A 17489-nucleotide genomic window follows, 5' to 3' on the forward strand; every position below is an offset into this window, starting at 1 on the left:
AGGCAGTGACACGGGGTGCCGCATCCGCGGCTGAGATCACACCCGTCGAACCTGATCTAGTTCGTACTAGCGAAGGGATGTCGCAATGAGCGATCCTGTGCGTCCGGAATCCGTCCTCGACCTCGCCGCCTCGGCGGGAATGCTGCGGGAGGCGGTGAGAGAATCGCCCCCGTTGACGCACTGCATCACGAACGCCGTCGTCACCGGCTTCACGGCCAACGTGCTCCTGGCGCTCGGCGCCGCACCCGCCATGGTCGACATCGTCGGCGAGGCCGAGCCGTTCGCCGCTGCTGCCTCGGGGCTCCTGATCAACCTCGGCACGCCGACCCCGGAGCAGCGGGAGGCCAGCCGGGAGGCCGTGGCCGGAGCACTCGCCACGGGGACGCCGTGGGTGCTCGATCCCGTCGCGATCGGCACCCTCCCGGTCCGGACGGCGCTCGCGCACGAGCTGACCGCGCAGCGCCCCACCGCGATCCGCGGCAACGCGTCCGAGATCCTCGCGCTGGCGGGACACGGCGGCGGTGGCCGCGGAGTGGACGCGACGGACGGTACCGACGCAGCGGCCGCGGCGGCCCGCGAGCTCGCCGACCAGCACGGTTCCGTGGTCGCCGTCTCCGGGCCGGTCGACCTCCTCACCGACGGGAAGCGGGTGATCCGCATCGCCAACGGGCACGAGCTGCTCACGCGGGTGACGGGCGGCGGCTGCGCGCTGGGTGCCGTGATGGCGGCCTTCCTCGGGGCGGCCCGCGGCACCGGGACCGACGCGCTGACGGCGGTGGCCGCGGCGACCCTCGTCTACACCGTCGCTTCCGAGCGGGCGGCGGAGAGCTCCCGCGGACCGGGCAGCTTCGCTGTCGGGCTGCTCGACGCCCTGTCCGCGGTGACCCCGGCGGATCTCCGCGCCCGTGCTCGCGTCGAGGAGGAGATCCGATGACCGCCGACCTGTCCCTCTACCTCGTTACCGATCCGTCGCTGTGCGGCGCGCGCGGGGTGGTCGAGACGGTGCGCGAGGCCGTCGCCGGCGGCGTCCGTATCGTGCAGCTGCGCGACAAGGAGGCGACGGACGAGGAGACCGTCGTGCAGCTGGTCGCCCTGTCCGCGGCCATCGACGGTCGCGCGCTGCTCGTCGTGAACGATCGCCTCGACGCAGCTCTCGAGGCCCGTCGTCGCGGCGCCAGGGTGGACGGCGTGCACCTGGGCCAGACGGACGCCTCGGTGCTCCGAGCGCGCGAGCACCTCGGCCCCGAGGCGCTGATCGGGCTGACGGCGAACACCTCCGCGCACCTCGCCGAGGTCGCCGCGCTGCCGCCCGGCACGGTCGACTACCTCGGCGTCGGGGTGATTCGCCCCACGCGCACGAAGCCCGACCATCCGGCGCCGCTCGGCATCGACGGCTTCGCCGCGTTCGTCGCCCGCAGCCCGCTGCCGTGCGTCGCCATCGGCGGGGTGGACCTCGACGACGCTGCGCCGTTGCGTGAGGCCGGCGCGGCCGGGATCGCGGTGGTCTCGGCGTTGTGCGCGGCGGACGACCCCCGGGCCGCCGCGGCGGCCTTCCGTCGGCGATGGCTCGGGCGGGTCGTGCCGCACGTGCTCAGCATCGCCGGCAGCGATCCGTCCGGCGGCGCGGGCATCCAGGCCGACCTCAAGGCGATCGCCGCCAACGGGGGCTACGGCATGGCAGCCCTCACGGCCCTGACCGCCCAGAACACGCGGGGCGTCCGGGCGGTGCATGTTCCTCCGGCGGAGTTCCTGCGGGCGCAGCTCGACGCCGTCGCCGACGACATCCGCATCGACGCCGTGAAGATCGGCATGCTCGCGGATGTCGAGGTGATCCGGGCGGTCGCCGCGTGGCTCCGGGCGACGCAGCCCCCGATCGTCGTGCTCGACCCCGTCATGATCGCGACCTCGGGGGACCGGCTGCTCCTCGCCGACGCGGAGCGCGAGCTCCGGGGCCTGCTGTCCCTGGCGACCGTGGTCACCCCGAACCTCGCCGAGCTCGCGGTCCTCGTCGGTCGCGAGGTGGCGGACTGGGCGGACGCGCTCGCCGCCGCGCGGGAGCTGTCGGCGGACACGGGGACGGCGGTGCTCGTGAAGGGCGGTCACCTGCCTGGGGACGAGACCCCCGACGCCCTGATCGACACGGCAGCCGGTACGAATGCGGAGTTCCCCGGGGCACGTATCCGGACGGAGCACACCCACGGCACCGGCTGCTCGCTCTCCTCGGCTCTCGCCACACGACTGGCCGGGGGCGATGATCCCACGGACGCGGTCCGCGCCGCGCGTGCCTGGCTGCGGGAATCCCTCCGCGCGGCGGACGACCTGGACGTCGGGCGAGGGCACGGCCCGATCCATCATCTCGCGGGGCTCTGGGCGCGCGGCGGTGTCGAGACCGGGCCGACACCGGAGCAGGTGGCCGCGGCGTGGTGGGACGAGACCGCCGCGATCCGGTCCGACATCGACACGCTGCCCTTCGTGCGTGCGCTCGCCGACGGGACTCTCGACCGCGACGCCTTCCTCTTCTACCTCGCGCAGGATGCGCTGTATCTCCGCGAGTACGCCCGGGTGCTCGCGGAGGCGTCGCGTCTCGCTCCGACTCCCGACGAGCAGGCGTTCTGGGCCGAGGCCGCGCACGGCGCGATCCGCGGGGAGCTGGAGCTGCACGCGTCGTGGCTGACCCCCGAGACGGGAGTGAGCGGCGCGACCTTCGCCGCCGAGCCCGCCCCGGCGACGGTCGCCTACCTCGACCATCTGCGGGCCGTCGCGTTCGACGGCGACTACGCCGCGCTGGTCGCGGCTGTCCTGCCGTGCTTCTGGCTCTACACCGACCTGGGGGAGCGGCTCCATGCCGGCGCCTTCGGCGCGGCGCCCCGCGATCCCCGGCATCCTTACGCGTCCTGGCTCGCGACCTACGCGGATCCGGCCTTCGCGGACGCCACCCGGCAGGCGGTCGCGTACGTCGCCGCCGCGGCCGCGAGGCTCGACGACACCGACCGGGAGCGGATGCGGCGAGCCTTCCTCACGTCGAGCGCGCACGAACGCGCCTTCTTCGCCGCGCCGTGCGGGGACGCCCTCGTGTGACGCCCCGGATTTGCGGTGCCGAACGCGCCCGCGCTATCGTCGCCGCATGCCTTCGGTCGCCACCGCTCCTTCGACGCTCGTCCCGAGCGTCATCGCTGTGCGCCGACGTCGCGGCCGCCGATTCTAGGCGACCCCGCCCTTCTGCCTGCCTACGCGCGGCGGTCGAGTGCCGGTGTCGCCGCCTCCGGCCCCGCCCCCGGTCCCGAGATCGTCGAGGACCCGACCGTTAAGGTAGAAGCATGACGTATTCCGTCGCCGTCTCCGGCGCCTCCGGCTATGCGGGCGGCGAGATCCTCCGCCTCCTGGCCGCTCACCCCGACGTCGAGATCCGCACCGTCACGGCGCACTCGAACGCCGGACAGCCCCTCGTCGCCCATCAGCCGCACCTCCGCTCGCTCGCCCACCTCACGCTGCAGGACACCACGCCGGAGATCCTCGCCGGGCACGACATCGTGTTCCTCGCCCTCCCTCACGGGCAGTCGGGCCAGTACACCGACGCGCTCGGCGACACCCCGCTCGTCATCGATGCCGGAGCCGACCACCGGCTGACGTCCTCCGCGGCCTGGGATGCGTTCTACGGCGGCGACTTCCACCAGCCGTGGACCTACGGCGTGCCCGAGCTCCTCGTCGGCGGCGCGAAGCAGCGCGAGCACCTGCGCGGGGCCACCCGGATCGCCGCACCGGGGTGCAACGCCTCCACCGTCAGCCTGAGCCTCGCGCCCGGTGTCGCGGCCGGCGTGATCGACCCGAGCGACATCGTGTCCGTGCTCGCGGTGGGTCCGTCCGGCGCGGGGAAGAGCCTCAAGACGAATCTGCTCGCCTCCGAGATCCTCGGCTCTGCGAACCCCTACGCCGTGGGCGGCACGCACCGGCACATCCCGGAGATCCGTCAGGCCCTCGCGGCCGCCCGCACGGCCGGCGCCGACCCCGACGGCGCCGACATCCGCATCTCGTTCACTCCGGTCCTCGTGCCGATGTCGCGCGGCATCCTCGCCACCTCCACGGCGCCGATCGTCGAGGGCGTGAGCGATGCCGACATCCGCCGGGCGTGGGAGAGCGCCTACGGCGAGGAGACCTTCGTCCAGCTGCTCCCGGCAGGGGACTTCCCCCGCACCGCGGACGTGCTCGGGGCGAACACGGCCCTCGTCGGCCTGGCGATCGACCGTGCCGCGAACCGCGTGACCGTGGTCACCGCCGTGGACAACCTCGTCAAGGGCACCGCCGGAGCTGCCGTCCAATCCATGAACATCGCGCTGGGGCTTCCCGAGACCCGCGCCCTCTCAGTGAACGGAGTCGCCCCGTGAGCGTCACCGCACCCGCAGGATTCGAGGCCGCAGGCGTCGCCGTCGGTCTCAAGTCGACCGGAAAGCCGGACGTGGCCGTCGTCGTCAACCGTGGCCCGCGCAAGGTGGGCGCCGCGGTGTTCACGAGCAACCGCGCCAAGGCCAACCCGATCATCTGGTCGCAGCAGGCCGTGGCCGATCGCGTGGTGGAGGCCGTCGTGCTGAACTCGGGCGGCGCCAACTGCTTCACCGGCAGCTTCGGGTTCCAGACCACGCACCAGACCGCGGAGAAGGCGGCCGAGCTGCTCGGCATCAGCGCCGGCGATGTGCTCGTGTGCTCGACCGGCCTCATCGGCACCGGCGACGAGGAGTTCCGCGCCAAGGTGCTGGCAGGAACCGCTCAGGCCATCGCCGCGCTCAGCGCCGACGGGGGAGTGGACGCAGCGCACGCCATCATGACCACGGACACCGTCGCGAAGACGGCCGTGGTGACCGGCGACGGCTGGAGCATCGGCGGCATGGCGAAGGGGGCGGGGATGCTCGCGCCGGGACTCGCCACGATGCTCGTGGTGCTCACGACCGATGCGATGCTCGAGCCGCTGCAGGCCGATGAGGCGCTCCGCCGCGCGACGGGACGGACGTTCGACCGTCTGGACTCCGACGGCTGCATGTCGACCAACGACCAGGTCACGCTGCTCGCCAACGGCGCCTCGGAGGTCGCGCCGGACCTCGACGACTTCGCAGAGGCGCTCACCGCGCTGTGCCAGGAGCTCGCGGTCAAGCTGCAGGGCGATGCGGAGGGCGCGAGCCACGACATCACGATCGAGGTGCAGCACGCGGCCTCCGAGCAGGACGCAGTGGAGGTCGGCCGCTCGGTCGCCCGCAACAACCTGTTCAAGGCCGCGATCTTCGGCAACGACCCGAACTGGGGGCGGGTGCTCGCGGCGATCGGCACCACTGCCGCGCAGTTCGACCCCTACGACGTGGACGTGTGGATGAACGGCGTGCGGGTGTGCACCGCGGGCGGCCCCGACCGTCCGCGCGAGGAGGTCGACCTGACCCCCCGCGCCACCCACCTCCTGATCGACCTGAAGGTCGGCGACGCCACCGCGACGGTGCTCACGAACGACCTCACCCACGACTACGTGCACGAGAACAGCGCTTACGCCTCATGACCGACATCCAGGACACCACGCCGGACGTCGCGGCGCAGAAGGCCACCACGCTCATCGAGTCGCTGCCGTGGCTTAAGACCTTCCGCGACCAGATCGTCGTCGTCAAGTACGGCGGCAACGCCATGGTGTCGGACGAGCTGCAGGAGGCGTTCGCGCAGGACATCGCATACCTCCGCTACGTCGGCGTGCAGCCGGTCGTCGTGCACGGCGGCGGGCCGCAGATCTCGGACATGCTGCAGCGCCTGGAGATCCCGAGCGAGTTCAAGGGCGGCTACCGCGTCACGAACACTGAGGCCATCGGCGTCGTGCGGATGGTGCTCACCGGTCAGGTGAACCCGCAGCTCGTGTCGAAGATCAACTCGCACGGGCCCATCGCGACCGGTCTGAGCGGGGAGGACGCCGGCCTGTTCGGAGGGCGCCGCCGCGGCGTGGTGGTCGACGGCGAGGAGATCGATCTCGGCCGCGTCGGCGATGTCGTGCAGGTCGATCCGAGCCCGGTGCTCGACCACCTGGCGGCCGGCCGCATCCCCGTGGTGTCCAGCATCGCGCCCGACCTCGACCACCCTGGCCAGTCGCTCAACGTGAACGCCGACGCCGCGGCCGCCGCCCTCGCCGTGGCACTCCGGGCGCGCAAGCTCGTCATCCTCACCGACGTGCCCGGTCTGTACGCGGACTGGCCCGATCGCGAGTCGCTCGTGTCGCACCTCACCTCGGACGCGCTGATCGAGATGCTGCCGCGTCTGGAGTCGGGGATGATCCCGAAGATGCGGGCGTGCCTGGACGCGGTCGAGGGCGGCGTCGACGCCGCGGCGATCATCGACGGCCGGGTGCCGCATTCGGTGCTCGTGGAACTGTTCACCAGCAAGGGAATCGGAACCGAAGTGGTTCTGGGCGAGAAAGGACCGACGGCATGAGCGTCTGGCAGGACGACGTGGCACGTGATCTCGTGCTCAACGCGGGGGAGCGGTTCGCGCTGCTGACCCGCGGCGAGGGCTCGTACCTGTGGGACGCGGACGACCGACGCTACCTCGACTTCCTCGCCGGCATCGCGGTGACCTCGCTCGGTCATGCGCACCCGGTGTTCGTGGAGGCGGTGTCGCGGCAGGCGGCCACGCTCGTGCACGTGTCCAACTACTTCGCGACCCCGCCGCAGCTCGCGCTCGCCGCGCGCCTCAAGCGCCTGGCCGGCGCCGGTCTGGACGGCCGGGTGTTCTTCTCGAACTCGGGTGCCGAGGCGAACGAGGCGGCGTTCAAGCTGGCCCGGCTGCACGGTGGCACCGACCGCCCGCGCATCCTCGCGCTGGAGAACGGCTTCCACGGCCGCACCATGGGTTCGCTCGCGCTGACCGCGAAGGAGTCCATGCGCGCGCCGTTCGCACCGATGCCAGGGGGCGTGGAGCACATCCCCGCGACTATCGAGGCCCTGGAGGCTGCGATGGACGACCGCGTCGCCGCGGTGATCGTCGAGCCGATCCAGGGCGAGGCCGGCGTCCTCGAGCTTCCGGACGGCTACCTGGCCGCGGCGCGTTCGCTGACGCTCGCGCACGGCGCCCTGCTCATCGTCGACGAGATCCAGACCGGCGCCGGGCGCACCGGTGCCTGGTTCGGCTTCAGCCATGAGGGCATCACGCCCGACGCGATCACGCTCGCGAAGGGCATCGGCGGAGGGTTCCCGATCGGCGCCCTCGTCACCTACGGGGCTGCCAGTGCGCTGTTCACCCCGGGATCGCACGGCTCCACCTTCGGCGGCAACCCGCTGGCGACGGCGGTCGCCGACGCGGTGCTCGCCGAGATCGAGCGCGCCGACCTGGTCGGCAACGCCGCGCGTCGCGGTGACGAGCTGCAGGAGATCATCCGGGGCATCGGCTCCCCGCTGGTCGCAGGCGTCCGTGGTCGCGGACTCCTCGTGGGCGTCGCGCTCACCGAGCCCGTGGCCGGTGCCGTGGTCGCCGCCGCCCAGGAGCGCGGCCTCATCGTCAACGCGGCCAACCCCGAGACCGTGCGCGTCGCGCCGGCATTGACCATCGGCGATGCGGAGCTGGCCGAGTTCCGCGAGCTCTTCGCGGCGGCGCTCTCCGACGTCCACGCCTCCGCTTCCGGAAAGGTACCCGCATGACCCGCCACCTGCTGCGTGACGACGACCTCACTCCCGCCGAGCAGGCGGAGATCCTCGATCTCGCGCTCGAGCTGAAGAAGGACCGCTGGGCCGACAAGAGTCTCGCCGGCCCGCAGACCGTCGCCGTGATCTTCGACAAGTCGTCCACGCGCACCCGGGTCTCCTTCGCGGTGGGCATCGCCGACCTCGGGGGCTCTCCGCTCATCATCTCGACCGCGAGCAGCCAGCTCGGCGGGAAGGAGACGCCGTCCGACACGGCCAGGGTGCTCGAGCGCCAGGTCGCCGCGATCGTGTGGCGCACCTACGCGCAGTCGGGTCTGGAGGAGATGGCGGAGGGCACGCGCGTGCCGGTGATCAACGCGCTGTCCGACGACTTCCACCCGTGCCAGCTGCTCGCCGACCTGCTCACGATCCGCGAGCACAAGGGCGAGCTGAAGGGCCTCACGCTCGCGTTCTTCGGGGACGGGCAGAGCAACATGGCGCACTCCTACGCCCTCGCCGGCGTCACGGCGGGAATGCACGTGCGGATCGCCTCGCCCGAGGCGTACGCGCCGCGTGCCGACGTGATCGAGGCGGCCGACCGCCGTGCCGCCGAGACGGGCGGCTCCATCACCCTCCTCACCGATCCGGTCGAGGCCGCGGCGGGCGCCGACGTCATCGTGACGGACACCTGGGTATCGATGGGCAAGGAGGAGGAGAAGATCGCGCGCATCCGCGACCTCGGCGGCTACAAGGTGACGTCGGAGACGATGGAGCTGGCCGCCGACGACGCGATCTTCATCCACTGCCTCCCCGCCGACCGCGGGTACGAGGTGGACTCGGCCGTGATCGACGGACCGCAGAGCGTGGTGTGGGACGAGGCCGAGAACCGACTCCATGCGCAGAAGGCCCTGCTGGTGTGGCTTCTCGGCAAGAAGGACGCGTGATGTCCGGCCCCGCCCACGAAGGCACCAACGAGGGAGCGCTCTGGGGCGCCCGCTTCGCCACCGGCCCGTCGCCCGAGCTCGTCGAGCTCAGCCGCTCCACGCACTTCGACTGGATCCTCGCGCCGTACGACATCGCAGGGTCGCATGCGCACGCCACCGCGCTCGCCGCAGCCGGGTATCTCGAACCGGACGAGGCCGAGCGCATGCACGCGGGCCTCGACGCCGTGGCCGCGCGCGTCGCCGACGGCAGCCTCCGCCCCGTGCCGACCGACGAGGACGTGCACGGCGCCCTGGAGCAGGCACTGATCGCCGAGCTCGGACCGGAGCTGGGCGGACGGCTTCGCGCCGGCCGCAGCCGCAACGACCAGATCGCGACGCTCGTGCGGATGTACCTCATCGACCACGCCAGGGTCATCGCGCGCGACCTGCTGCGGGTCATCGACGCGCTCGTGGCGCAGGCCGAAGCGCATCCCGCGGCGATCCTTCCTGGGCGCACGCATCTGCAGCATGCGCAGCCGGTGCTCCTCGCGCATCATCTGCAGGCGCACGCCTGGCCGCTGGTGCGGGAGCTGGAGCGGCTGGTCGACTGGCGTCGTCGCGCCGGGGTCTCGCCGTACGGGGGCGGCGCCCTCGCCGGTTCGACCCTGGGGCTGGACCCGGCCCTGGTCGCCACCGAGCTCGGCCTCGACCGCCCGGCCGAGAACTCGCTCGACGGCACGGCCGCCAGGGACGTCGTGGCGGAGTTCGCCTTCATCGCCGCGATGACCGGCGTCGACCTCTCGCGGCTGTCCGAGGAGATCATCCTGTGGAACACGCGCGAGTTCGGCTTCGTCACGCTCGACGACGGCTACTCGACCGGATCCAGCATCATGCCGCAGAAGAAAAACCCCGACATCGCCGAGCTCGCGCGCGGCAAGTCGGGGCGGCTGATCGGCAACCTGTCCGGCCTGCTCGCGACGCTCAAGGGGCTTCCGTTGGCGTACAACCGCGACCTGCAGGAGGACAAGGAGCCGGTGTTCGACTCGGTGCAGACGCTCGAGGTGCTCCTGCCGGCGTTCGCGGGCATGGTCGCGACACTGCGCTTCGACACGGACCGGATGGCGGAGCTGGCGCCGCAGGGCTTCTCCCTCGCGACGGATGTGGCGGAGTGGCTCGTGAAGCGGCGCGTGCCGTTCCGCGATGCGCATGAGATCTCCGGCGCGCTCGTGCGGGCGTGCGAGGAGCAGGGCATCGGCCTGGAGGACGCCTCGGAGGAGCTGCTGCTGTCGGTGTCACCGCACCTGGAGCCCGGCGTGCGCGAGGTGCTCACGATCGAAGGCTCCGTGGCGTCGCGATCCGGGGTCGGCGGCACGGCTCCGGAGCGGGTCGCCGAGCAGCGCGCCGAGCTCGTCGCCCGCGCCCAGGCCGCTGCGCACGCGCTCGGGCTGTAGCCCCCGCCGCAGGGCCGTCGTCAGTGCAGGTCGCTGTCGGCGGCCGATCGCTCCCACCGGGTGAAGCGGACGGTGAGGCCGGCGCGGGTCGGCGCCGCCAGGAACGGTCCGGCCTCGACGTCGGCCTCGCCGTCGAAGGGCGCGACCCTGACCAGGCGCCACGGTCCTTCGTCTGCCCGCGCGCGGACGATCATCGCATCCGGCCAGCGGCTGACCCGGACAGTGATCTCGCTGTCGCGCCAGTCGTCGACGTAGCCGACCGACCAGTCCGAGCGGCCGGCGGTGACGACGGCGCCGAGGCCGAGGTGACCGTCGGCGAACTCGACTCCCGCCTTGATCCAGTGTTCGCCGTCGGCGCGCACGAAGAGCCCCGCCTGGTCGAACTGCCCCTCCCAGGTCGCGCGGAAGGCGACCTCGATGGCCTCCCCGACAGCGAGCGGGGCGAGCAGCGCGTGCTCCGTGTCGTGCACGAAGCCGTAGGCGGTGTGGCGCCAGGCGTCGCTTCCCTCGACGGCGGTGGCGTCGAGGTGCCCGTCGATGCGCGTGGTCGCCGGTGCGTTCGTCCAGGTGCCATCGGTCCAGGCGATGATGCGTGATTCAGGCATGTTTCCCATCTATAGCCATATAAGGCATAAATCCAGAGTATTCGTGTTACGGTTATCTCATGGTCATCGCCGTGATCGCCGACATCGTGGGTTCCCGTGAGCTCGAGGACCGGACCGCCGCACAGCGTGCGCTGGACGAGACCATCGCGCGCGTCGAACACGACCGTCCCCTGGCCGTCCAGCCGCTCACGCCCACGGTAGGGGACGAGCAGCAGGCCGTCTACCGCGAGCTTCCGGACGCGCTTCTCTCCCTGCTCATGGTTCAGCTCCGGCTCCCGGAGGGGCTCGCCTTCCGCTTCGGCCTCGGCATCGGCGAGGTCCGTTCCGTGGCCTCGGTGCACGGCGAGCTGGCTGACGGTCCCGGCTGGTACGCGGCGCGTGCTGCGATCGAGACGGTGCATGCCCGCGAACAGCGCGCCGTGCCGCGCACGCGCACCTGGATTGTCGGAGCCCAGGGACAGGATGAGGTCATGGAAGCCGTCATCGCCGCATCCAACGCGTACGTCCTCGCGCGCGACGAGCTCGTGGGGGCGATGAGCGAGCGCGAGCGCCACCTCACGTATGGGCGGCTGATCGGCCGCTCGCAGCGAGAGCTCGCGGCGCAGGAGGGCATCTCGCAGCCGAGCGTGTCGAAGTCGCTGCGCAGCGCAGGGGCCGCCGCGCTCCTGGAAGGAGTCGCCGCGCTCCGGGGGGAGGGGTCATGATCCTCGCCGGCTTCGTCCTCCTCGCCGTCGGCGCCGTCGACCTGGTCCGACAGTTCGCACCGCGGCGCTGGATCGGCTTCACCGTGGCCGCCGCCGTCGTCGTGCTCCTCGGCATCGGCGGAGACGCGCTGCTGCCCGCTGTCCTCGCGCTCGCGGCGGGAGCACTGTGGATCTGGAGCATGCCGGACGACCGTCCCTCCCGCGCGGGTTTCTGGCCGGCGGTCGCCCTGGCGGCGCTGAGCATCGGAGCCGTGGTGTGGGTCGGCGCCCGCGACGACGCCGGCCTCATCGGCGAGCTGTGGACGCTGCGCTCGCCGTTCGGGGACGTGCCGTTCGACCTCGCGGTGCTCGCGCTCGGCGCGGGCGTCTTCCTGCTCGAATCGGCCAATCTCGTCGTGCGTGCGGCTCTCGACGGCGAGCACACCTGGCGTCCGGCGGAGACCGGCTCGACCTCGGGAAGCGCCGCCGAGGCGCCCGCGGACCCGCGCGGACCCGTGAACGCCGACGCTCCCGTTCTTCCCGACTCTCCGGAGCACAGCGATCACGCCGCCGTGGAGGCGATCCTGCCCGCGACGGATCCACGGAACGGCTTCAAGGGCGGGCGACTGATCGGGCCGCTCGAACGGGTGCTGGTCATGATCCTCACCCTCGCCGCTGCGTACCCGATCCTCGCCGCCATGCTGGCCGCCAAGGGCATCGTCCGCTTCCCGGAGATCTCGCGCGACGGCGAGACCGGGGCACGCGCCGAGTACTTCCTCGTCGGCAGCCTCGTCAGCTGGGTGATCGGTCTGGGTGCGGCGTTCCTCGTGTGGTGGGCCGCGCACAGCTGAGTCAGCCGCGCTGCGCGCGGTACCAGTCGAGCTTCTCGGTGAGGCGGGCCTGCTGCGCGAGCACCTCGGCGAGCCTGCGCTCCACCGTCTCGGCATGCTCCTCGAGGAGCGCGATGCGCTCAGGGATCGTGTCCTCCCGCTGACACAGCTGCCCGTACCGGCGGAGGCGCTGCACAGGCATGCCGGTCTCACGCAGGCACTTGAGGAACTCCAGCAGCCCGAGCTCCGCGTCAGTGTAGGCGCGGTGGCCTCCCGCGGTGCGCGGGACCGCGGGCAGGATGCCCTCGCGCTCGTAGTACCGCAGCGTGTCGATGCTGAAGCCGGAGCGGGCAGCGGCCTCGGCGGGCGTGTAGGTCGTCATGAGGGGAGCCTAGAGCTTGACCTGAAGCGCACTCCAGGTTGCACGCTGGCTGCATGACACCACGACACACCGCATCACCGATCGTCCTCGGGGCGATGTCCTTCGGCACATCGATCGACGAGGAGACCTCGTTCGCGTTGCTCGACCGCTTCGTCGAGCGTGGCGGGGTATGGATCGACACCGCCGACTGCTACAGCTTCTGGGCCAGCGACACCGGACACGGCGGCGCGTCGGAGGAGGTGCTGGGGCGCTGGTTCGCCGCGCGCCGCGGCGCCCGCGAGCGCGTGCGGCTCTCGACCAAGGTCGGCGCCGAGCCGCTGTGGCCGGGGTCGTGGCCGGAGCACCGGGCCGGGCTGTCTCCCCGGGCCATCCACGAGGCGGTCGAGGGGAGTCTGCGCCGCCTGGGCGTCGACACGATCGACCTGCTCTGGCTGCATCAGGAGGACAGGGCCGTGCCGATCGAGGAGACCGTCGAGGGGCTCGCGAGCCTGACCTCGAGCGGGGTCGTGCGCCGGGTCGGTGCGTCGAATCATCCGGCGTGGCGGGTCGAGCGGGCGCGCGCACATGCGGCGACCATCGGCAGCATGCCGCTCGACGCGCTGCAGCTTAACAGCACCTACCTTCGCTTGCGTCCGGGGACGCTGCCGCCCGGTGTGGTCCACCCGTTCGGCGTGCTCAGCGATGAGCAGCGGGACTTCGCGGAGGCCAACGGGCTGGAGACGTGGGCATACACGCCGCTGCTCTCCGGTGCTTACGACAACCCGGGCAAGTCCATCCCCGAGGTCTACGACCACCCGGGGACGAGCAGGCGTCTGGCCGCGCTGGCCTCGGTCGCCGCGGAGCATGATGCGCAGCAGGGTCAGATCGTGCTGGCCTGGCTGCTCGCGCATGGCATCCGTCCCATTCTGGGTGGCAGCAAGCTCGTGCAGCTCGACTCCGCGCTGGACTCCGCGGCGATCGAACTGACCGCCGATGAGCTCGCACTGCTGGACGACGCCGTGTGACGCGGGTCCGGCGTCCGCTCGCTGCTAGCCTGGAGCGCGTGTCAACTCCCGCTCTGACGACCGCGCCCCAGGCGATCGACCCCACGTTCGAGAACGTGTGGGATGAGATCGTGTGGCGCGGCCTCGTCCACGTGTCCACCGACCAGGAGGCGCTGCGCGCCCTGCTCGCGGGAGACCCTGTCACGTATTACTGCGGCTTCGACCCGACGGCGCCGAGCCTGCACCTGGGGCATCTCGTCCAGCTGCTGCTGCTGCGTCGCCTGCAGCTCGCGGGGCACAAGCCCCTCGGGCTGGTCGGCGGGTCCACGGGCCTCATCGGCGACCCCCGCCCTACGGCGGAGCGGACGCTGAACACCAGGGGGACCGTCGCCGAATGGGTCGAGCGGCTGCGCGGCCAGGTCGAGCGCTACCTCAGTTTCGAGGGCGAGAACGCCGCCCGCATGGTGAACAACCTGGACTGGACGGCGCCGCTGTCCGCGATCGACTTCCTGCGTGAGATCGGCAAGCACTACCGCGTCGGCACGATGCTGAAGAAGGACGCGGTCGCCGCGCGACTGAACTCCGATGCGGGGATCAGCTACACGGAGTTCAGCTACCAGATCCTGCAGGGGCTCGACTTCCTCGAGCTGTACCGCCAGTACGACTGCGTGCTGCAGACGGGCGGGTCGGACCAGTGGGGCAACCTCACCAGCGGCACGGACCTGATCCACCGCGTGGAGGGCGTCTCGGTGCACGCCATCGGCACCCCGCTGATCACGAACAGCGACGGCACGAAGTTCGGCAAGAGCGAGGGCAACGCGATCTGGATCGATGCGGACCTCACCAGTCCGTACGCGTTCTACCAGTTCTGGCTCAGCACGGCGGACGCCGATGTGATCGAGCGCCTCAAGGTCTTCACGTTCCTGACCAGGGCCGAGATCGAGGAGTACGCCGAGCTCGTCGCCACGGAGCCGTTCCGTCGCGCCGCCCAGAAGCGCCTGGCGCTCGAGGTCGTCGCGACCGTGCACGGCGTCGAGGCCACGGCGGCCGTGATCGCCGCGTCCGAGGCGCTGTTCGGGCAGGGCGACCTGACCGCACTCGACCCCGCGACGCTCCGCTCCGCGCTCGACGAGCTTCCGCACGCCACGGTTCCGGCCGGCACATCCGTGGTGGATGCGCTCGTCGCGACGGGGCTGGTGTCGAGCCTCTCCGAGGCGCGGCGTGCGATCGCTCAGGGCGGCGTCTCGCTCGACGGCGTGCGCGTGGAGGACGACACGGCGACGGTGGAGGGCGGACTGCCGGGGGGAGTCTCGGTGCTGCGCCGCGGCAAGAAGACGCTCGCCGGCGTGTTCCTCGGCTGACGCGGCGCGCGGATGCCGTTCACCCCGAGCCATGCGATCGTCGCGCTGCCGTTCGTGCGCACGCCGCTGGTACCCGCAGCCATCGCGATCGGGGCGATGACTCCTGACATCTCGCTGTTCCTGCGCAACGTCGGGTTGAACTACGGTTTCCTGCACGATCCGCTCAGCGTCGTGTGGACGACGCTGCTCGCCCTCGTGCTGTTTCTGGTGTGGCGGGTCCTGTTGCGTCCGGCCGCACCGGAGCTGGTTCCCACCTGGGTGGCGTCGCGGCTTCCGGACGGCTGGCGCGTCAGCGGTCTCCGCGCGGCGATCGAGGCACTGAGCCGTGACGATCGAGCGCGGTACCGGACGGGCCAACCGCTGTATCCGCTCCTGCTCGTGCTGTCGGCGATGCTCGGGGTGCTGTCGCACATCCTGTGGGATGCCTTCACGCATGAGTCGCGGTGGGGAGTGGATCTGGTGCCCGCCCTGGCGAACGCCTGGGGTCCGTTCGACGGCTACAAGTGGCTCCAGTACGGGTCCAGCGCGCTCGGACTGCTCGGGCTGGCGATCTGGGGAGTGCTCTGGCTGCGCCGCGCGACGCCGCGACGCACCACGGCGCGGGTCCTCCCCGACGCGGCGCGGTTCGCGTGGTGGATCTCGCTGCCGGTGATCCTCGTCGCCGCGTGGGTGTTCGGCCTGCTCGCCTTCGGGCCGCTGTCGCCGGAGTTCACGGTGGCGCACCTCGCGTACCGCGTGCTTCCTCCCGCGTGTGCGGTGTGGGGTGTGCTCACCCTCGTCCTCTGCGTCGTGCTGGCCGCGCGACGACAGCGCCGCGCGGCCTGACGCGGTATCGCACGCCGGCGCTCGCGCCCGGCGGACGCGGCGTGTCTCACCAGCGCGGGGCGTCGGCGCCCCACGGGCGGGGCGCCGCGAAGGACAGACCGGGGAGCGCCGGAGCCGCCGTCACCACCGGCGTACCGGCGACGTCGAATCGTGCGAGATGGGCGGATGCATCGCCCTCGGGAGCCGGAATCACGTCGGCCGACCGCGGCATGCCGAGGAGCTCGGCCGCGATCCGGCGGAGTGAGGTCCGCACGATGCGGGATCGTCCGTCGCGTTCCCGCAGCAGTCGCGTGAGCGCGGCGGCCAGGAGATACCCGCTGCTGTGATCGAGGGCCTGCGCGGGCAGCGCTCCCGGCCTGCCGTCGTTCCCTTCGACCAGAGCGATGCCGCTCTCCGCCTGGACGAGGCTGTCGAAGCCGGCGCGATCGGGCTGATCCGTGCCCCAGGCGCTGAGCTGCGCGACGAGGAGACCCGGATAGCGTACGGCGAGGTCGGCGGGCGCGAGGCCCAGGCGTTCCAGAGCGCCAGGACGATATCCGAGCACGATGACGTCCGCGGCCTCGAGGAGGGCGTGCATCTCGGAGCCGCGGGCATCGAGGAGAGCCGTGCGCTTGCCGTGGCCGGTGTCGAGATGCTGCCACGGCAGCTCCGGAAGGTGTGGAGGATCGAGACGGAGCACGTCCGCACCGAGCAGAGCGAGCGTCCTCGTGCACACCGGCCCGGCGATGACCCGCGTGAGATCGAGGACGCGGGTGCCGTCGAGCGGAGCAGGCGCTCGGTCGTCCACCGCGATCGACCGACCGCGCCGCGCCCGCGAAGACGCCGTGCCACCGACGGCGATGTCGAGGAGAGCGCCGCGTCGAAGCGCTTCGTCCGCGGTTCGATCCTCGGGACGGACGGCGACGGCGAGACCGCCGGCGGCGGAGATCCGGGAGACGACGTCGTCGGTGTGCAGGTCCGCCACCGCCGTGGCGACGCCGTCCGCTCCGGCGTCGTCGTCCAGTTCCAGCGCCAGACGGAGGGCATGGGCATGGTGCGGGTAGTTGCCGTGCGTTCGGATCCAGCCGTCGGCGCTCCGCCAGAATCCGGAGAGCGGTGCCCAGACGGGTGGGGGTGCGCCGTCCACCCGCAGGTACCGATCGCTCCGGTAGGCGGCGGCCACACGAGAGGGGTCGATCAGGGCGGGGTCCAGGCCCGCGGCAAGAGTCACCGCGGCGATGCTGGTGAGGGCCAGCTCCGCGGTCGCGGTCCGGGAGGCGAGAGGCACCGACCCGAGCGCACGGAGGGCATCGTCAGGGGGGAGTGCCGCGGTCTCGCCGCCGATCTCCTGCCACACGCGAGCGAGGAGGTCGGTCGCCGCGGACGACGGGTCGGAGGTCATGGCGCGATGCTACTCCGGGCTCGGACGTCGGCCGAAACGCGGCCTGACCCGGCCGAATGCGGCTGACGGGGCGGCGCGACACGCCCGGGGGTGTGCGCCCGATTTGCCAGACCCCCGGAATCCCCGTAACTTATTACTTGTTCGCCCCACAGGGAAGCGGAGAAGCCCAGAGCTTCACCCCCCTCAAGCGGAGAACCACTCCCGATCCACTCTCACTTGAGAGAACAGACGTTCGCGTCTAGGATGGGAGATCCACCCCTTCTGCGGCTGTCTAGGCTGCGCAGCGGATCACTGATCCGCCCGGCGCGCCGATTTGACAAGCGGGTCGGGATGGCTAAGATAGAGAAGTTGCCCTGCGGGCCTGGTTGTGATGGCTGGGTCGTGGGAGCATCCGATCCTTGAGAACTCAACAGCGTGCACTTGTCAAATGC

At 71.7% G+C, this 17489-nt stretch carries 16 protein-coding genes and 1 riboswitch; of the genes, 13 read left to right on the forward strand and 3 right to left on the reverse strand.

Features of this window, described 5'->3' with window-relative positions; genetic code table 11:
- Position 1: 1 nt before the first annotated feature.
- Positions 2-95, forward strand: a riboswitch (TPP riboswitch).
- The 8 genes from thiM to argH all read left to right on the forward strand — a co-directional run bounded on the left by thiM (position 86) and on the right by argH (position 10008).
- Positions 86-934 (forward strand): hydroxyethylthiazole kinase, encoded by an 849-nt coding sequence (gene thiM, locus M3C17_RS05620; protein WP_259976666.1) that lies wholly within the window; start codon positions 86-88, stop codon positions 932-934. It overlaps the preceding riboswitch by 10 nt.
- Complete coding sequence (locus M3C17_RS05625; RefSeq protein WP_259976667.1) at positions 931-3078, forward strand: bifunctional hydroxymethylpyrimidine kinase/phosphomethylpyrimidine kinase; 2148 nt, start codon at positions 931-933, stop codon at positions 3076-3078. The genes thiM and M3C17_RS05625 overlap by 4 nt, the downstream gene beginning before the upstream one ends.
- A gap of 239 nt (positions 3079-3317) precedes the next feature.
- Positions 3318-4382, forward strand: a complete 1065-nt coding sequence (gene argC, locus M3C17_RS05630; RefSeq protein ID WP_259976668.1) for an N-acetyl-gamma-glutamyl-phosphate reductase — start codon at positions 3318-3320, stop codon at positions 4380-4382.
- Positions 4379-5536, forward strand: a complete 1158-nt coding sequence (gene argJ, locus M3C17_RS05635; protein WP_259976669.1) for a bifunctional glutamate N-acetyltransferase/amino-acid acetyltransferase ArgJ — start codon at positions 4379-4381, stop codon at positions 5534-5536. Before argC ends, argJ begins: the two co-directional genes overlap by 4 nt.
- Complete coding sequence (gene argB / locus M3C17_RS05640) at positions 5533-6450, forward strand: acetylglutamate kinase (protein WP_259976670.1); 918 nt, start codon at positions 5533-5535, stop codon at positions 6448-6450. Before argJ ends, argB begins: the two co-directional genes overlap by 4 nt.
- Entirely contained in the window at positions 6447-7652 is a 1206-nt protein-coding gene (locus M3C17_RS05645; protein WP_259976671.1) for an acetylornithine transaminase, read from the forward strand. Before argB ends, M3C17_RS05645 begins: the two co-directional genes overlap by 4 nt.
- Complete coding sequence (argF, locus tag M3C17_RS05650) at positions 7649-8578, forward strand: ornithine carbamoyltransferase (RefSeq protein ID WP_259976672.1); 930 nt, start codon at positions 7649-7651, stop codon at positions 8576-8578. Before M3C17_RS05645 ends, argF begins: the two co-directional genes overlap by 4 nt.
- Positions 8578-10008, forward strand: a complete 1431-nt coding sequence (gene argH / locus M3C17_RS05655; RefSeq protein ID WP_259976673.1) for an argininosuccinate lyase — start codon at positions 8578-8580, stop codon at positions 10006-10008. The genes argF and argH overlap by 1 nt, the downstream gene beginning before the upstream one ends.
- A 20-nt stretch (positions 10009-10028) precedes the next feature.
- Here the strand turns inward: argH and M3C17_RS05660 are convergent, their stop codons facing one another.
- Complete coding sequence (locus tag M3C17_RS05660; protein WP_259976674.1) at positions 10029-10613, reverse strand: DUF1349 domain-containing protein; 585 nt, start codon at positions 10611-10613, stop codon at positions 10029-10031.
- A 59-nt stretch (positions 10614-10672) separates the two neighbouring features.
- Here M3C17_RS05660 and M3C17_RS05665 point away from each other — a divergent pair, with 59 nt between their 5' ends.
- The gene (locus M3C17_RS05665; RefSeq protein WP_259976675.1) at positions 10673-11317 is read left to right on the forward strand and encodes a SatD family protein; all 645 of its coding nucleotides are present in this window, start codon (positions 10673-10675) and stop codon (positions 11315-11317) included.
- On the forward strand, positions 11314-12147 hold the full coding sequence (locus M3C17_RS05670; RefSeq protein ID WP_259976676.1) for a hypothetical protein: 834 nt from the start codon (positions 11314-11316) through the stop codon (positions 12145-12147). Before M3C17_RS05665 ends, M3C17_RS05670 begins: the two co-directional genes overlap by 4 nt.
- A gap of 1 nt (position 12148) precedes the next feature.
- Here the strand turns inward: M3C17_RS05670 and M3C17_RS05675 are convergent, their stop codons facing one another.
- Positions 12149-12508 (reverse strand): MerR family transcriptional regulator, encoded by a 360-nt coding sequence (locus tag M3C17_RS05675; RefSeq protein ID WP_259976677.1) that lies wholly within the window; start codon positions 12506-12508, stop codon positions 12149-12151.
- Between the two features lie 53 nt (positions 12509-12561).
- On the opposite strand from M3C17_RS05675, the gene M3C17_RS05680 reads away from it, so the two are divergent.
- Genes M3C17_RS05680 through M3C17_RS05690 form a run of 3 tightly spaced genes read left to right on the forward strand, consistent with a single transcriptional unit; the run spans position 12562 to position 15677 of the window.
- Positions 12562-13512 (forward strand): aldo/keto reductase, encoded by a 951-nt coding sequence (locus M3C17_RS05680; RefSeq protein ID WP_259976678.1) that lies wholly within the window; start codon positions 12562-12564, stop codon positions 13510-13512.
- A 38-nt stretch (positions 13513-13550) separates the two neighbouring features.
- Positions 13551-14852 carry a tyrosine--tRNA ligase gene (gene tyrS / locus M3C17_RS05685; RefSeq protein ID WP_259976679.1) on the forward strand — a complete coding sequence of 434 codons (1302 nt, stop codon included), beginning with the start codon at positions 13551-13553 and terminating at the stop codon, positions 14850-14852.
- A 12-nt stretch (positions 14853-14864) separates the two neighbouring features.
- Positions 14865-15677: a DUF4184 family protein gene (locus M3C17_RS05690; protein WP_259976680.1), complete on the forward strand. Its 813-nt coding sequence runs from the start codon at positions 14865-14867 to the stop codon at positions 15675-15677.
- Positions 15678-15723: 46 nt separating this feature from the next.
- Here the strand turns inward: M3C17_RS05690 and M3C17_RS05695 are convergent, their stop codons facing one another.
- Positions 15724-17058: a CoA transferase gene (locus M3C17_RS05695; RefSeq protein ID WP_259976681.1), complete on the reverse strand. Its 1335-nt coding sequence runs from the start codon at positions 17056-17058 to the stop codon at positions 15724-15726.
- Positions 17059-17489 lie beyond the last annotated feature (431 nt).

It is taken from the genome of Microbacterium sp. p3-SID336 (genome assembly GCF_025143365.1).
Taxonomy (GTDB): domain Bacteria; phylum Actinomycetota; class Actinomycetes; order Actinomycetales; family Microbacteriaceae; genus Microbacterium.